General features: G+C 70.2%; 10 protein-coding genes. 5 read left to right on the top strand and 5 right to left on the bottom strand.

The genetic code is table 11. The features are described from left to right. Positions 1-194: 194 nt before the first annotated feature. From KHC28_RS27845 to holA, 4 genes are all read left to right on the top strand, one after another. Entirely contained in the window at positions 195-1841 is a 1647-nt protein-coding gene (locus KHC28_RS27845; RefSeq protein ID WP_214007935.1) for a diguanylate cyclase, read from the top strand. A gap of 121 nt (positions 1842-1962) precedes the next feature. After that, entirely contained in the window at positions 1963-4602 is a 2640-nt protein-coding gene (gene leuS / locus KHC28_RS08705) for a leucine--tRNA ligase (protein WP_214007934.1), read from the top strand. Further along, the gene (locus tag KHC28_RS08700) at positions 4589-5233 is read left to right on the top strand and encodes a hypothetical protein (protein WP_214007933.1); all 645 of its coding nucleotides are present in this window, start codon (positions 4589-4591) and stop codon (positions 5231-5233) included. Before leuS ends, KHC28_RS08700 begins: the two co-directional genes overlap by 14 nt. 7 nt (positions 5234-5240) lie before the next feature. After that, entirely contained in the window at positions 5241-6266 is a 1026-nt protein-coding gene (gene holA / locus KHC28_RS08695) for a DNA polymerase III subunit delta (protein WP_214007932.1), read from the top strand. Positions 6267-6300: 34 nt separating this feature from the next. Here holA and KHC28_RS08690 read toward each other — a convergent pair whose 3' ends face one another. The 5 genes from KHC28_RS08690 to mnmE all read right to left on the bottom strand — a co-directional run bounded on the left by KHC28_RS08690 (position 6301) and on the right by mnmE (position 12540). Beyond that, complete coding sequence (locus KHC28_RS08690; protein WP_214007931.1) at positions 6301-7212, bottom strand: ParB/RepB/Spo0J family partition protein; 912 nt, start codon at positions 7210-7212, stop codon at positions 6301-6303. Between the two features lie 19 nt (positions 7213-7231). Beyond that, complete coding sequence (locus tag KHC28_RS08685; protein ID WP_246564522.1) at positions 7232-8119, bottom strand: ParA family protein; 888 nt, start codon at positions 8117-8119, stop codon at positions 7232-7234. 78 nt (positions 8120-8197) lie between these two features. Continuing rightward, positions 8198-8875 carry a 16S rRNA (guanine(527)-N(7))-methyltransferase RsmG gene (gene rsmG / locus KHC28_RS08680; protein ID WP_214007930.1) on the bottom strand — a complete coding sequence of 226 codons (678 nt, stop codon included), beginning with the start codon at positions 8873-8875 and terminating at the stop codon, positions 8198-8200. 146 nt (positions 8876-9021) lie between these two features. Further along, a complete protein-coding gene (gene mnmG, locus KHC28_RS08675) occupies positions 9022-10872 on the bottom strand; it encodes a tRNA uridine-5-carboxymethylaminomethyl(34) synthesis enzyme MnmG (RefSeq protein WP_214007929.1) in 1851 nt (616 codons plus the stop codon). Between the two features lie 294 nt (positions 10873-11166). Then, on the bottom strand, positions 11167-12540 hold the full coding sequence (gene mnmE, locus KHC28_RS08670) for a tRNA uridine-5-carboxymethylaminomethyl(34) synthesis GTPase MnmE (protein WP_214008184.1): 1374 nt from the start codon (positions 12538-12540) through the stop codon (positions 11167-11169). Positions 12541-12630: 90 nt separating this feature from the next. Here mnmE and KHC28_RS08665 point away from each other — a divergent pair, with 90 nt between their 5' ends. Then, a complete protein-coding gene (locus tag KHC28_RS08665) occupies positions 12631-14664 on the top strand; it encodes a thioredoxin domain-containing protein (protein WP_214007928.1) in 2034 nt (677 codons plus the stop codon). The last annotated feature ends 41 nt before the right edge of the window (positions 14665-14705 follow it).

The raw sequence follows: 14705 nt of genomic DNA, 5'->3' as shown, positions 1-14705 counted from the left end.
AGCAATGGCGCGATTTGACAGCCGCCGCGCGGGATTTCGCGCACCTATCCTTGCCGGGTGCCGACACTCGGAGTAGCCTCAGATATCGCTGGCCAGAGCACGCACGACATTCGGTGACGAAAGATCGGGGCGCCGACGAGGCCCCCTCTCCCGGCCCCTTACGATCCCGCGCCCCCTCCACGGTCCGTCCGCGCGTGCGGACCGTCAGCCTCCGGGTGCGCCTCGCCGTCTTCGTCATCCTGGCGATGGCCCTGCTTGTCGCCGAACGAACCTCCAGCATTGTCGGCCTCCACCAGGAACGGCTCGCCGCCGCGCGCACGCAGGTGCTCGACGTGGTGGAGCAGGGCGTCGGCAACTACAATCTGGCGCTGGTCGCCGCGCGCTCCATGCTGGCCACCGTGGCATCGCAGGTCGGCGAGCAGTTCTGCCCGGACCTGCCGGCCATATTGGCGGTGTCGGGCTCTGTCGAATCGCTGTTCGTCGCCAATGCCGACGGCCTCATCGTCTGCGGCACCACCGAGAAGGCGGTCGGCTTGAGCGTCGCCGGCCGCGACTATTTCAAGATCGCCATGCGCGGCATCGCCAATCTCGACCCCGTGCCGCAGCGCCTGCTCGACCCGATGCCGGCGATCTATCTCGCCCAGCCGCTGTTCGACGATGACGGCATGCCGCGCGGCGCCGTGATGGCGCGGCTCGGCATCGACGAACTGTTCCCGAAATCCTTCGCCAACCAGCTGGGCAGCAATGCCGAGGCCATCGTCGTCGATGCCGCCGGCCTTACCCTCACCGCCTTTCCCGATCGCCACCAGCTGGTGGGCCGCACGCTCGCCGGCACCGGTCCGGTGCGCGCCGCCATGGCCCGCAGCCAGGGCACCGTCACCGCCGCCGGGCCGGACGGCCGCATGCGGCTGTACGGTTTCGGCCGCCTGCCCGCCAGCAACATGCATCTCATCGTCGGCATCGACCTGACGGCGGTGACGCGCGAGGTCGAGCGTGCCACCTGGCGGGCGGGGGCGACGCTGCTCGCCGCCATCGCCATGCTGCTGGCCGGGCTGTGGATCGCCGGCGAAAGACTGATCGTCGCCCCGGTGCAGGCGCTGTCGCGCCGCCTCACCCGCTTCGGCCAGGGCAAGCGCGACGAGCACGAGCGCGAGGGCGGCCGGGTGGTCATCACCGAGCTGGCGCCGCTCACCTCCGCCTTCGAGGCGATGGCGGAGGAGCTCACCCATCGCGAGGAGGCGCTGCGCAGCGCCAACAGGCGGCTCAGCTCGCTGGCCAGCCTCGATCCGCTCACCGGCATCGCCAACCGGCGCAGCTTCGACGCCGTCTTCGCCGTGCAATGGAGCACGGCCCGCCATCTCGGCGTGCTGATGATCGATGTCGACGACTTCAAGATCTACAACGACCATTACGGCCATTTGGACGGCGACCGCTGCCTCAGCCGCATCGCCCAGGCGCTCGCCGGCGCGGTGGCCGGCACCGACGTGATCGCCCGCGTCGGCGGCGAGGAATTCGCCGTGCTGCTGCCCGGCGCCACTCTCGCCTCGGCGGCCGAGCTCGCCGAGCGGCTGCGGCGGGCGGTCGAGGAACTCGGCCTCGACCACGCCTCGGTGGTTGGTGGCCCCGTCACGGTCAGCATCGGCTGCGCCACCTGCGAGCCTCGGCCGGAACTGTTCGGCGGCGACCTGATGATGGCGGCCGACCAGGCGCTCTATGCCGCCAAGCAGGCCGGCCGCAACCGGGTGCGGCTCGCCGGGCTGGTACGGCCGGGCGGCCCAGGGAGTGGCGACAAGGCGAGCGCCGTCTCCGCCACGGCGAGGCGAGGCGCCGCCGGAGGTTGACCGCGGCGCCGACTTCGTGCCCTAGTCCGGCGCCGCCAGTCCTTGCGCGCGATTTTCCGCGCGCGGGCGGCCTGCCATCCCCGCCCGACTCCCACCGACCGCGACGACAAGACCGGCTTCCATGACATCGCCTTCGCCCCAGACCTCGACCACCACCGAACGCTATAATGCCCGTGAGGCGGAACCCCGCTGGCAGAAGCTCTGGGACGAGCGCGGCATCTACCGCACGGCCAATGACGATCCGCGGCCGAAATACTATGTGCTGGAGATGTTCCCCTATCCGTCGGGGCGCATCCATATCGGCCATGGCCGCAACTACGTCATGGGCGACGTGGTGGCGCGCTTCAAGCGGATGAAGGGCTTCAACGTCCTGCACCCGATGGGCTGGGACGCCTTCGGCCTGCCGGCCGAGAACGCCGCCATCGAGCGCAACACCCATCCGGGCAAGTGGACCTACGAGAACATCGCCACCATGCGCGAGCAGCTCAAGCTGCTCGGCCTGTCGCTCGACTGGTCGCGCGAGATCGCCACCTGCGATCCGTCCTATTATGGCGAGCAGCAGCGCATCTTCCTGCAGTTCCTCAAGGCGGGCTTCGTCTATCGCCGCGAGAGCGAGGTGAACTGGGACCCGGTCGACAACACCGTGCTCGCCAACGAGCAGGTGATCGACGGCCGCGGCTGGCGCTCCGGCGCCCTCGTCGAGCGCCGCAAGCTCGCCCAATGGTTCTTCCGCATCTCCGACGCCTCCGAGGAGCTGCTCGCCGGCCTCGACACGCTGGAGCGCTGGCCGGACAAGGTGCGCCTGATGCAGCGCAACTGGATCGGCCGTTCCGAGGGCCTGCATGTCCGCTTCGCATTGGAAGACGCCCCCGCTGGCCTGCCCACCGAGATCAAGGTCTACACCACCCGCCCGGACACGCTGTTCGGCGCCTCCTTCCTGGCGCTGTCGCCCGGCCACCCGCTCACCGAGGCGCTGGCGGCGACGGATCCGGCGCTGAAGGCCTTCGTCGAGGAGTGCCGTCGCGGCGGCACCTCCACCGCCGAGATCGAGACGCAGGAGAAGATGGGCTACGATACCGGCCTCAAGGTCGCCCATCCGCTGGGCGGTCCCTCGGTGCCGGTCTATGTCGCCAATTTCGTGCTGATGGATTACGGCACCGGCGCCATCTTCGGCTGCCCGGCGCATGACCAGCGCGACTTCGACTTCGCCACCAAGTACCGCCTGCCGATCGTGCCGGTGGTGCTGCCGACCGGCGCCGATCCGGCGCAGTTCTCGGTGGCCGACGGCCCGTATGACGGCGACGGCACGCTGTTCAATTCCGGCTTCCTCGACGGCAACAACGTGCCGCAGGCGAAGGAAGCCGTGGCGCTGCGCCTCGAGAACGAGATCGCCGGCAATGCGCCGGTCGGCGAGCGGGCGGTCAACTACCGCCTGCGCGACTGGGGCATTTCGCGCCAGCGCTATTGGGGCTGCCCGATCCCGGTCATCCATTGCGAGAGCTGTGGCCCGGTGGCGGTGCCCGAGGACCAGCTGCCGGTGCGCCTGCCGGAGGACGTCACCTTCGACCAGCCCGGCAACCCGCTCGACCGCCACCCGACCTGGAAGCACGTCGACTGCCCGAACTGCGGCGCCAAGGCCCGGCGCGAGACCGACACCATGGACACCTTCGTGGATTCGTCCTGGTACTTCGCCCGCTTCGCCTCCCAGCCCGACACCGCGCCCTTGCAGAAGGACGCCGCCGACGCTTGGCTCGCCGTCGACCAGTACATCGGCGGCATCGAGCACGCGATCCTGCACCTGCTCTATTCGCGCTTCTTCACCCGCACGCTGGCGAAGATCGGCCGCGTCTCGGTGAAGGAGCCTTTCGCCGGCCTGTTCACTCAAGGCATGATCGTCCACGAGACCTACAAGGACGCCACCGGCAAGTGGCTGTTCCCCGAGGAGGTCGAGAAGCGGCCGGACGGCACCGCCGTGCGCGTCGGCACCGATGAACCGGTCACCGTCGGCGCGCCGGAGAAGATGTCGAAGTCGAAGCGCAACGTCGTGCCGCCGGAAGTGGTGGCCGACACCTATGGCGTCGACTGCGCCCGCTGGTTCATGCTCTCCGACACCCCGCCGGAGCGCGACAGCGAATGGACCAGCGCCGGCATCGAGGGCGCCTGGCGCTTCGTGCAGCGCATCTGGCGGCTGGTCGGCGACACCGTCGCGCTGGCCCCGGCCGGCGTCGCCGCGCCCGGTGATTTCGGCGCCGAATCGACCGCGCTGCGCCGCGCCTCCCATCGTCTCGCCGTCCAGGTGGCCGATGATATCGAGCGCCTGCGCTTCAACGTGGCCGTCGCCCGCGTGCATGGCTTCGCCAATGAGTTCGGCGACGCGCTCGTGGCGGCGCGCAAGGCCGGCACGGCTGCGCCCGACTTCGCCTTCGCCCTGCGCGAGGCGGCATCGATCCTGGTGTCGGTGGTGGCGCCGATGGTGCCGCATCTCGCTGAGGAATGCTGGACGGTGCTCGGCCAGGAAGGTCTCGCCGCTACCGCCCATTGGCCGGCGAGCGACCCCGCTTTGCTGGTCGACGACAGCGTGACGCTGCCGATCCAGATCAACGGCAAGCGGCGTGGCGAGATCACCGTGCCGAAGCAGGCGAGCCCCGCCGAGGTCGAACAGGCGGTGCTGGCGCTCGATCTCGTCGCCGAGGCCCTCGACGGGCGCGCGCCGAAGCGTATCATCGTGGTTCCGCAGAGGATCGTGAATGTCGTCGCCTGACTTCCCGCGCAAAGCCGCGCCGTCCCGCCGCCGCCTCATCGCCCTCGCCGGCGTCGTGCTGCTGTCCGGTCTCACCACCGGCTGCTTCCGGCCGATGTACGCCAACAGCACCAACGAGGCCGGCACCGGGCTGCAGGACCAGCTGCGCGACGTCGAGGTGGTGTTCGCCCAGGGGCGCGTCTCCAACGAGGTGCGCAACGACCTGATCTTCGCCCTCACCGGCGGCGCGGGCAACCCGGTCGGCGCCCCCTACCGGCTGGTGCTGAACATCACCGACAACACCAGCTCGGTCATCATCGACCCGGTCTCCGGCCTGCCCGAGGTCGAGATGATCACCGTCGATTCGAAGTGGCAGCTGTTCGAGGCCGGCAACGACAAGAAGCCGGTCACCGCCTCCAACGCCTTTGGCAAGGCCTCGATCGACAGCGGCTACCAGCGCTTCGCTCGCGCCCGCGCCATCCGCGACGCGCAGAACCGCGCGTCCACCGTGGTGGCCGAGACCATCCGCAGCCAGCTGGCGGTCTATTTCACCAACAAGGGCAGCGTCGGCGCGGCGGCCGGATCCGCCACCATCACCGATCCCTCTACGCCCCTCATCGGCACGCCCACCTCGGCGCCGCCGAAGAGCTGAGCCCCTTATGGTCGCGGTCAGGCCCGGCGACGTCGAGGCCACGCTGTCGCGCATCGATCCACTGCGGCCGGTGCTGCTGCTGTTCGGGCCGGACACCGGGTTGGTGCGCGAGCGCGCCCGCATCTTCCTCGCCAAAGCCGGGGAAGGCTCCACCGATCCGTTCGGCCTGGTGCGGATCGACGGCGACGACATCGCCGGCGATCCCGGCCGGCTGGTCGACGAAGCCGGCACGGTGGCGCTGTTCGGCGGCCGGCGGGTGATCTCGGTACGCGCCGGCTCGAAGAACATCGTTCCCGCCGTCGAGGCGCTGCTGGCCATGCCCGCTCTCGACGCGGTGGTGGTGATCGAAGCCGGCGACCTCAAGAAGGGCGCGCCGTTGCGGACCAGCTGCGAATCCTCGCCGCGCGCCAACGCCGTCGCCTGCTACGCTGACAGCGAGCGTGACCTCGCCCGGCTGATCGACACCATGACCGCCGGCGCCGGGATCGCCATCGACCGCGATGCCCGCGAGGAGCTGATGTCGCTGCTCGGCGGCGACCGTCTCGCCTCGCGCGGCGAGGTCGAGAAGCTGCTGCTCTATGTCGCCGGCGAGCCGCGCATCACCGCCCGGCATGTGCGCGACATCGTCGGCGACGCCTCGGCGCTCGCCCTCGACGAGGTGGTCGACAACGCACTCGCGGGCCTCTCGGCCGAGGCCGCCACCGCCTATCGCAAGGCGCTGGGCGAAGGCATGCGCGGCGACGTCATCCTCGGCTCGGTGGCTCGCGCCGCCCAGGGGCTGCATCTGATGCGGCTCGGCATCGAGGCGGGAGGCAGCGTCGAGCGGGCCATCGACGGCGCCCGCCCGGCGATCCACTTCCGCCGCAAGCCACTGGTCGAGAAGGCGCTGCGCTCATGGACCGCCGCCCGGCTTGAGAAGGCGCTGCTCGCCGTCGACGATGCCCTGCTCGCCGCGCGCCGCAATGCGCTGCTCGGGCCGGAGCTGGCCGAGCGCGCGCTGCTTCAGCTCGCCGCCGCCGCCCGGCGCGGCTGAGCGTCGTTCGTTTCGTTCTCGAATCGGAAGTGGGTCAGCCCGCCGACAGCCGGCGGCACAGCTCGTCGAGCTGCTCCAGCGAGGCGTAGCGGATGCGGAGCTCGCCGGCCTTGCCGTCATGCCGCAGGCTGACCGTGAGGCCGAGTACATCCGAAAGCTGCTTTTCCAGCGCCTTCGTGTCGGCATCGACCTCGCGCGCCGTGCGCGGCTTGCGCGCCGGCTTGCCCTCGGCTTGTGCCTTCGCCTCGTTGAGCTCCTGCGCCAGCGCCTCGACGGCGCGCACATTCAGCCCCTGCTCGACGATGGCGCGCGCAATGGTCTCCGGGTCGTCCTGCGTCAGCAACGCCCTCGCATGGCCGGCCGACAGCCGGCCGTCGGCGAGATAGGCCTTCACGCTGTCCGGCAGCTTCAGGAGCCGAAGCGTGTTGGCGACGTGCGAGCGGCTCTTGCCGATCACCCGCGCCAGGTCGTTCTGCGAATAGTCGAACTGGTCGGCGAGCTCCTGGTAGCCCGCCGCTTCCTCCAGCGGGTTGAGGTCGGCGCGCTGGACGTTCTCGATGATGGCGATTTCCAGCGCCTCGCGATCGGATACGTCGACGACGACGATCGGCACCTCGTGCACGCCGGCGCGCTGCGAGGCGCGCCAGCGCCGCTCGCCGGCGACGATCTCATAGGCGTCCCGCTGGCCCGCCTGCTGGCGCACCACGATCGGCTGGATGATGCCGCGCTCGCGGATCGAATTGGCGAGATCCTCGAGATCCGCCTCGACGAAGGTCCGGCGCGGGTTGCGCGGGTTCGGCCGCAGGAAGGCCACCGGCACCCGTCGCGCCGCGCCTGAAGGCGCGGCGCGCTCCGGCGTCGCCGGGCTATCGTCGCCGAAATCGCCGATCAGCGCCGCCAGACCGCGACCGAGCCGCGAACGGCCACCATCTTCCGCCATTGCCATGGAGCGCTCCTAGAACCGTTCAGACCGTCGCCGACGCGCGCAGATTGCGCTCGCGCTGGATTATTTCGGATGCGAGACGAAGATAGGCCTGCGATCCCACGCATTTGAGATCGTAGAGCAGCACCGGCTTGCCGTAGGACGGCGCCTCCGACACCCGCACATTGCGCGGGATGATCGTCTCGTAGACCTTCTCGCCCATGAACTGCCGCACATCCTGCACCACCTGGTTGGACAGGTTGTTGCGGGCGTCGAACATGGTGAGCACCACGCCATGGATCGACAGGCTGGGATTGAGTGTCTGCCGCACCTGCTCCACCGTCTTCAGCAGCTGGGAGAGGCCCTCCAGCGCGAAGAACTCGCACTGCAGCGGCACCAGAATGGCGTTCGCCGCCGCCATGGCGTTGACGGTGATCAGGTTCAGCGACGGCGGGCAGTCGATCAGCACATAGGTGAACTCGAGGGATTCGTTACGCTGATGAGACGAATCCGCGTTCAGCCGTCGTACCGCGTCGCGTAGCCGATAGGCGCGGTCGCGCGAGGCGGCGAGTTCCAGCTCCAGGCCCGACAGGTCCATGGTGGACGGCGCGATATGCAGCCGCGGCACCGCGGTCGGCAGCGCCGCCTGTCGCAGCGTCGCCTCGCCGCACATCACGTCATAGGTGGAGATCCGCCGGTCGCGGCGCTCGATGCCGAGCCCGGTCGAGGCATTGCCCTGCGGGTCGAGGTCGACGATCAGCACCGTCTCGCCGATGGCGGCCAGCGCCGTGCCGAGATTGATCGCGGTGGTGGTCTTGCCGACACCGCCCTTCTGGTTGGCCAGCGCCAGCACGCGCGGCACCACGGCCGGCGCGCGCGGCGCCAGCGAGACCGCCTCGCCGGCTATGGTATCGTCCCCGATCTCGCTCATGGTCCGTTCCCGCTTTCCGTGGTCGCCCCAGGGGTCGCTTCTGGCCGGCCTGTACCGGCCCTGATGTCGTACCGACTCTCAGCGACCGGGCCGTGTCGGTCCGGCCGGATCGTGACCGAGCGGCACCGCCCGCTCGACCACCAGGATGCGGCCGCCGGGATCGGTGAGGCTCTCGGTAATCGAGGCATCGATTCTCCAAGATTTAGATGACTCGGTCAATTCGTTATCAACATCTTGTCCCTTCAAAAACAGGCCGCGTGCGCCCTGCGCCAGAAAGGGATAGCTGAGATCGAGCAGTTTCGGCAGCGGCGCCAGCGCCCGCGCCGAGACGACCTCCACCCCGGCGGCGATCTTCGGCGCCACCTGCTCGATGCGCATCGGCAGGACGGTGGCCGGCAGCTCGGCGATCCGCGCCGCCTCGCGCAGAAACGCCGCCTTGCGGCTGTCGCTCTCCACCAGCGTCACATCGGCACCGTCGCGCTCGGCCAGCACCGCGGCCACCACCAATCCGGGAAAGCCGCCGCCGGAGCCGAGATCGACCCAGCGGGTCACCTCTCCGGCCAGCGGCACCAGCTGCAGCGAATCGGCGATATGGCGGGTCCACAGCTTCGGCAGCGTGCCCGGCGCCACCAGATTGATGGTGCGCTGCCACTTCTCCAGCAGCGCGACAATCGCGACCAGACGGTCCTCTGTTTCACGTGAAACAGGGGTGAGCGTGAGAGCGCGGCGGCGGTCATCCGAATCGGCGGTCATCATGCTGGCAGCATACCCCGCCGCGGCGAGCGGGTAAAAATCCGGCGGCCTTCCCGGCGCGGTTATCCCGGCCCCTCTGCCGCACCGCCGGCCTCGGCACACCCTATGCGGCAGCTTTCCGTATCAGCGCGCCATGTCAGTGCGTCTTGTCAGCGCGCCTTGCGCGCATGCGCCGCCAGCAGTGCCAGCGCCGCCGGCGTCATGCCGTCGATGCGGCCGGCCTGGCCAATGGTACGGGGCCGAATCGATTCCAGCTTGGCCTTGATCTCGTTGGAGATCCCGGCCAGCCCGCGATAGTCCAGCTCCGGCAGCTCGGCGGCTTCCTCGCGGCGGAACGAGGCGATGTCCGCCTCCTGCCGGTGAAGGTAGACGGCGTATTTGGCGTCGATCTCCACCTGCTCGCCGATACCGGCATCCTCGCTCGAAGCCTCCGGCCAGATGCGGCAGATATCCGCCCAGCTCACATGCGGGTAGGACAGAAGGTCGAAGGCGCTGCGCCGCTGGCCGTCGCGATTGAGGGTCAGCCCGTGGCGGTCGCCCTCGGCCGGGGTCAGCGACACCGAGCGGCTCCAGTCCCGCACCCGATGCAGCGCCTCGAGCTTGCCGGCGAACAGCCGCTCGCGCACGCTGCCGACCAGCCCGAGCTCGACGCCGCGCGAGGTCAGCCGCTGGTCGGCATTGTCGGCCCGAAGCGACAGCCGGTATTCGGCGCGCGAGGTGAACATGCGATAGGGCTCGCTCACCCCGCGCGTCACGAGGTCGTCGAGCATCACGCCGATATAGGCGGCGCTGCGATCGAAGGTGGCGCCGTCCATGCCGGCCGCCCGCCGGGCGGCGTTGAGCCCGGCGACCAGCCCCTGCGCCGCCGCCTCCTCATAGCCGGTGGTGCCGTTGATCTGCCCGGCGAGGAACAGGCCCGACGCCTTCTTCGCCTCCAGCGTGGCGGCGAGCTCGCGCGGATCGACATGGTCGTATTCGATGGCGTAGCCCGGCCGCAGCATCACCACCTTCTCCAGCCCGGGAATGGTGGCGAGCAGCGTCCGCTGCACCTCTTCCGGCAGCGAGGTGGAAATGCCGTTCGGATAGACGGTGGGGTCGTCGAGCCCCTCCGGCTCGAGGAAGATCTGGTGCCCCTCGCGCTCGCCGAAGCGGACGATCTTGTCCTCGATGGACGGGCAGTAGCGCGGGCCGACGCTCTTGATATTGCCGGAATACATCGCCGAGCGGCCGATATTGGCGCGGATCGCCTCATGCGTCGCCGGGGTGGTGCGGGTGATGCCGCACTCGACCTGCGGGTTGGTGATCCGCTCGGTCAGCGCCGAGAACGGCTCCGGCGGCTCGTCGCCCGGCTGCATCTCCAGCGACGCCCAGTCGATGGTCCGGCCATCGAGGCGCGGCGGCGTGCCGGTCTTCAGCCGGCCGAGCGTCAGGCCGAGCCGCGCCAGCGTGTCGGAGAGCCCGAGCGCCGGCGCCTCGCCCATGCGCCCCGCCGGGGTCTGCCGGTCGCCGATATGGATGAGGCCGTTGAGGAACGTGCCGGTGGTCAGCACCACCGCGCCGGCGGTCAGCGTGCGGCCGTCGCGCAGCATCGCGCCGGCGACGCGACCGGCCTGGATCACGAGGTCATGCGCCTCGCCCTCGATGACGGTGAGGTTCGGCTGCGCCGCGATCGCCGCCTGCATGGCGCGGGCATAGAGCTTGCGGTCGGCCTGCGCGCGCGGCCCCCGCACGGCGGGACCCTTGCGGCGGTTGAGCAGGCGGAACTGGATGCCGCCCTGGTCGGCGACCCGGCCCATCAGCCCGTCCAGCGCATCGATCTCGCGCACCAGATGCCCCTTGCCGAGCCCGCCGATCGCCGGATTGCACGACATGGCGCCGATGGTGTCGCGACGATGGGTGATCAGCGCCGTGCGGGCGCCGACGCGCGCGGCAGCGGCCGCCGCCTCGGTTCCGGCATGGCCGCCGCCGATCACCAGCACGTCGAAACGCGTGTCGCTCATTCCATTCGGTCCTTCGGGAGTGTCGGCGGGAGTTGAAGCGCCAATTCCGCCGGGACGTCAAGCCGGACAGCCTCGCGGCGCTCACGCCATCGGGCCGGAGCAGGCCAGCCGGGAGCCGCCGCTGGGGGGGCGTTAAGCAGCCATTTACCCTGATTCACGTGAAACAATTCGGCGGCGAATCGATGGAGCGTACGTGAACCCGAGGCACGGTTTCACGTGAATCCACCCCCCGCGGCGACCCCGGAGCCGGTGACCCACCCACCCGTCACCGGCATGCCGCCATCTGCCCGGTCGTCACTTGCCGATGCAGAACTCGCGGAACACCACATCGAGCAGGTCCTCGACATCGATGGCACCGGTCACCCGGCCAAGCGCGCGGGCGGCGAGCCGCAGCTCCTCCGCGATCAGCTCGTCGCTCAGCGTCTCCCATCCGGATAGCGCCTGCTCGAGATGGCCGGCCGCCTCGGCGACCGCGCCGCGCTGGCGCTCGCGGATCAGCGCCGGGTGCTCGGCCCCGGCCGCCCGCGCTGCGACGAAACCGGCCAATGCCTCGGTGAGCGCGTCGAGCCCCTCCCCCGTGCGTGCCGAGACCGGGAACGCCCGCGCCGCGCCCGGCAGCCGCGCGGCGACCTCGGCGAGGTCGCTCTTGTTGAGCACCAGCCACACTTCGGCGCCTAGCGGCGGGTCGATCTCCGCCGCGATCTCGCCGGCACCGTCGGTGCTGCCGTCGTGCACCCACAGCACCAGGTCGGCCGCCTCGATCCGCGCCCGCGCCCGGCGGATGCCCTCGGCTTCCACCGCCCCCGTCGCCTCGCGCAGGCCGGCGGTGTCGATGAGAATCGCCTTGTGGCCGTCGAGGTCGAGCGCCACCTCCAGCACGTCGCGGGTGGTGCCCGGCTCGTCGGAGACGATTGCGACATCACGCGCCGCCAGCGCGTTCATAAGTGACGACTTGCCGGCATTGGGCCTTCCGGCGATGGCCAGCGCCGCCCCCTCGCGCACCATGGCGCCGCGCCGGTCGGCCAGCGCCCGATCCAGTTCGGCCAGCAGCGCCTGAAGTCCCGGCCGGGCCAAGGCCCGCGCCTCGGCCGGCACGTCCTCCTCGTCGGCGAAGTCGATGCCGGCCTCGACCAGCGCCATGCCGCGCACCAGCGTGGTGCGCCAGGCCGTCACCCGGTCGGCGAGATGGCCAAAGGCGTGCGCCAAGGCCTGCCGGCGCTGCTGCGCCGTCTCGGCGGCGATCAGGTCGGCGAGGCCCTCCGCCTCGGCGAGGCTCATCCGGCCATTGAGGAAGGCGCGACGGGAGAATTCGCCGCGCTCGGCCGGCCGTAGCCCCGGCAGGACGAACAACACGGCCAGCACGGCGGCGACCACCGCCCGCCCGCCATGCACCTGGAACTCGGCCATGTCCTCGCCGGTGGCGCTGCCGGGGCCGGGAAACCATAGCACCAGCGCCGAATCCAGCCCTTCGCCGGTGCGCGGATCGGTCAGGCGGGCGAGGCTCGCCCGGCGCGGCAGCGGCAACCGTCCGGCCAACGCCGTCACCGCCGTCCCGGCCTGCGGGCCGGAGACCCGGATCACCGCCACCGCCGCCGCGCCCGTGCCGCTCGACACCGCCGCGATGGTGTCCCGGACGCCGCCCTGCGGGGTGCCGCCTTCCGGGGCGATTCTGCTTTCTTCCTGTCCGCTCACCGGCTACGCCCTAAGTTGAAGATTCGCCATTTGCGCCCGATGCCCTCGTCCGACGGGAGAGACGCCGTGCCGAACCGCCTCGCCGACGCCGCCAGCCCCTATCTGCTGCAACACGCCGACAACCCCGTCGACTGGTGGGAATGGACGCCGGCCGCCTTCGAGGAGGCGAAACGCAGCGGCCGCCCGGTACTGCTGTCGGTCGGCTACGCCGCCTGCCACTGGTGCCACGTCATGGCGCATGAGAGCTTTGAGGACGACGCCACCGCGGCGGTGATGAACGAGCTTTTCGTGAACATCAAGGTCGACCGCGAGGAACGCCCCGACATCGACCAGATCTACATGGCGGCGTTGCAGCAGCTCGGCGTCTCCGGCGGCTGGCCGATGACCATGTTCCTCGATGCCGAGGGCGCGCCGTTCTGGGGCGGCACCTATTTCCCCAAGGAGGCGCGCTACGGCCAGCCGGCCTTCACCGATGTGCTGAAGACCATGGCCAATGCCTATGCGTCGGGCGACCCGCGCATCGCCACCAATCGCGAGGCGCTGCTACATCGGCTGCGCGAGCGAGCCCGCCCCGAAGGCCGGGTGGTGATCGGCACCAACGAGCTCGACGACGTCGCCGGCCGCATCCTCGGCATCATGGATCCCGAGCATGGCGGGCTGAAGGGCGCGCCGAAATTCCCCAACACGCCGTTCCTCGAGCTGCTCTGGCGCGCCTATGAGCGCACCGGCCGCGAGCGGCTGCGCAACGAGGCGCTGCACGCGCTCGACGCCATGAGCGAGGGCGGCATCTACGACCACATTGGCGGCGGCTATTCGCGCTACGCAGTCGACGACCACTGGCTGGTGCCGCATTTCGAGAAGATGCTCTACGACAACGCCCAGCTGCTCGACCTGTTGTCGCTGGCCTTCGTCGAGACGCACGAACCGCTGTTCCGCCAGCGCGCCGAGGAAACCGTTGGCTGGCTTGAACGCGAAATGCTGGTGCCGGGCGCAAGCGACACCGCCGGCTTCGCCGCCAGCCTCGACGCCGATTCCGAAGGGCATGAGGGCCGCTATTATGTCTGGACGCTGAAGCAGCTGCTCGATGCGCTGGGAGCCGAGGATGCCGAGTTCTTCGCCCGGCACTACGACATCACCCCATTCGGCAATTGGGAAGGCGTTTCGATCCCGAATCGATTGAAGGAACTGCCACGCTCCGGCGCCGACGAGATCCGCCTCGCACTGTTGCGCGACAAGCTGCTGGCGGTGCGCGCCAGGCGCGTGCCGCCCGGTCGCGACGACAAGGTGCTGGCGGACTGGAACGGGCTGATGATCGCCGCCCTCGCCCGTGCGGCCGGCCGGCTCGACCGGCCGGAATGGCTGGAACTGGCCCGCCGCGCCTTCGATTTCGTCGTCGCCCACATGGCGCGCGGCGACCGGCTCGGCCACAGCTACCGGCAGGGCAAGCTGGTGCAGCCCGGCCTGTCGTCGGACTATGCCGCCATGGCCGGCGCGGCGCTGGCACTGCACGCGGCCACCGGTGATGCCCTCTATCTCGACCGTGCCGTCAGCTGGATGCGGGCGCTCGATGTCCATCACGCCGGGCCGGATGGCGGCTACTACCTCACCGCCGACGATGCCGAGGGGCTGATCCTGCGTCCCGATGCCACCATGGACGATGCCGTCACCAATCCGAACGCGCTGGCGGCACGGGTGCTGGCGCATCTCGCCGCGCTGACCGGCGACGAAGGCTGGCGTACCCGTCTCGACGGGCTGTTCGATGGCCTTCTCCCTCGCGCGGCGCCGCAGCTCTACAGCCATGCCGGCCTGCTCAACGCGCTCGACACAAGACTGCGCGCGCCGGAGATCGTGGTGATCGGCGCCGCTGGCGATCCGGCGGCCGACGCACTCTGGGACGCCGCGCGCAAATTGCCGCTGATCGACGCGGTGCTGTCGCGCGTCACCGATGCCGCCGAGCTTCCCGCCGCCCATCCGGCGGCGGCGAAGGCACAGGCGGCACACGAGGCGTCCGCCTTCTTCTGCCGCGAGGCCACCTGCTCGCTGCCGGTCACCGAGCCGAGTGCGCTCGCGGCCCTGCTCGACCGCCCGACGCCGAGCTGAATCAGGCAAAGACACCCGCTGTGCGCATCCTGTGCGCAAGC

Origin of the sequence: Ancylobacter sonchi (genome assembly GCF_018390695.1) — a bacterium.
Lineage (GTDB): Bacteria > Pseudomonadota > Alphaproteobacteria > Rhizobiales > Xanthobacteraceae > Ancylobacter > Ancylobacter sonchi.
Note: the sequence above shows the minus strand (reverse complement) of the source record. Positions and strands in the feature narration are given on the sequence as shown.

Excerpts from the sequence above, each read along its gene's own strand:
- leuS (WP_214007934.1), top strand. The coding sequence starts at position 1,963 with ATGACATCGCCTTCGCCCCAGACCTCGACCACCACCGAACGCTATAAT.
- KHC28_RS08700 (WP_214007933.1), top strand. The coding sequence starts at position 4,589 with ATGTCGTCGCCTGACTTCCCGCGCAAAGCCGCGCCGTCCCGCCGCCGC.
- holA (WP_214007932.1), top strand. The coding sequence starts at position 5,241 with ATGGTCGCGGTCAGGCCCGGCGACGTCGAGGCCACGCTGTCGCGCATC.
- KHC28_RS08690 (WP_214007931.1), bottom strand. The coding sequence starts at position 7,212 with ATGGCAATGGCGGAAGATGGTGGCCGTTCGCGGCTCGGTCGCGGTCTG.
- KHC28_RS08685 (WP_246564522.1), bottom strand. The coding sequence starts at position 8,119 with ATGAGCGAGATCGGGGACGATACCATAGCCGGCGAGGCGGTCTCGCTG.
- rsmG (WP_214007930.1), bottom strand. The coding sequence starts at position 8,875 with ATGATGACCGCCGATTCGGATGACCGCCGCCGCGCTCTCACGCTCACC.
- mnmG (WP_214007929.1), bottom strand. The coding sequence starts at position 10,872 with ATGAGCGACACGCGTTTCGACGTGCTGGTGATCGGCGGCGGCCATGCC.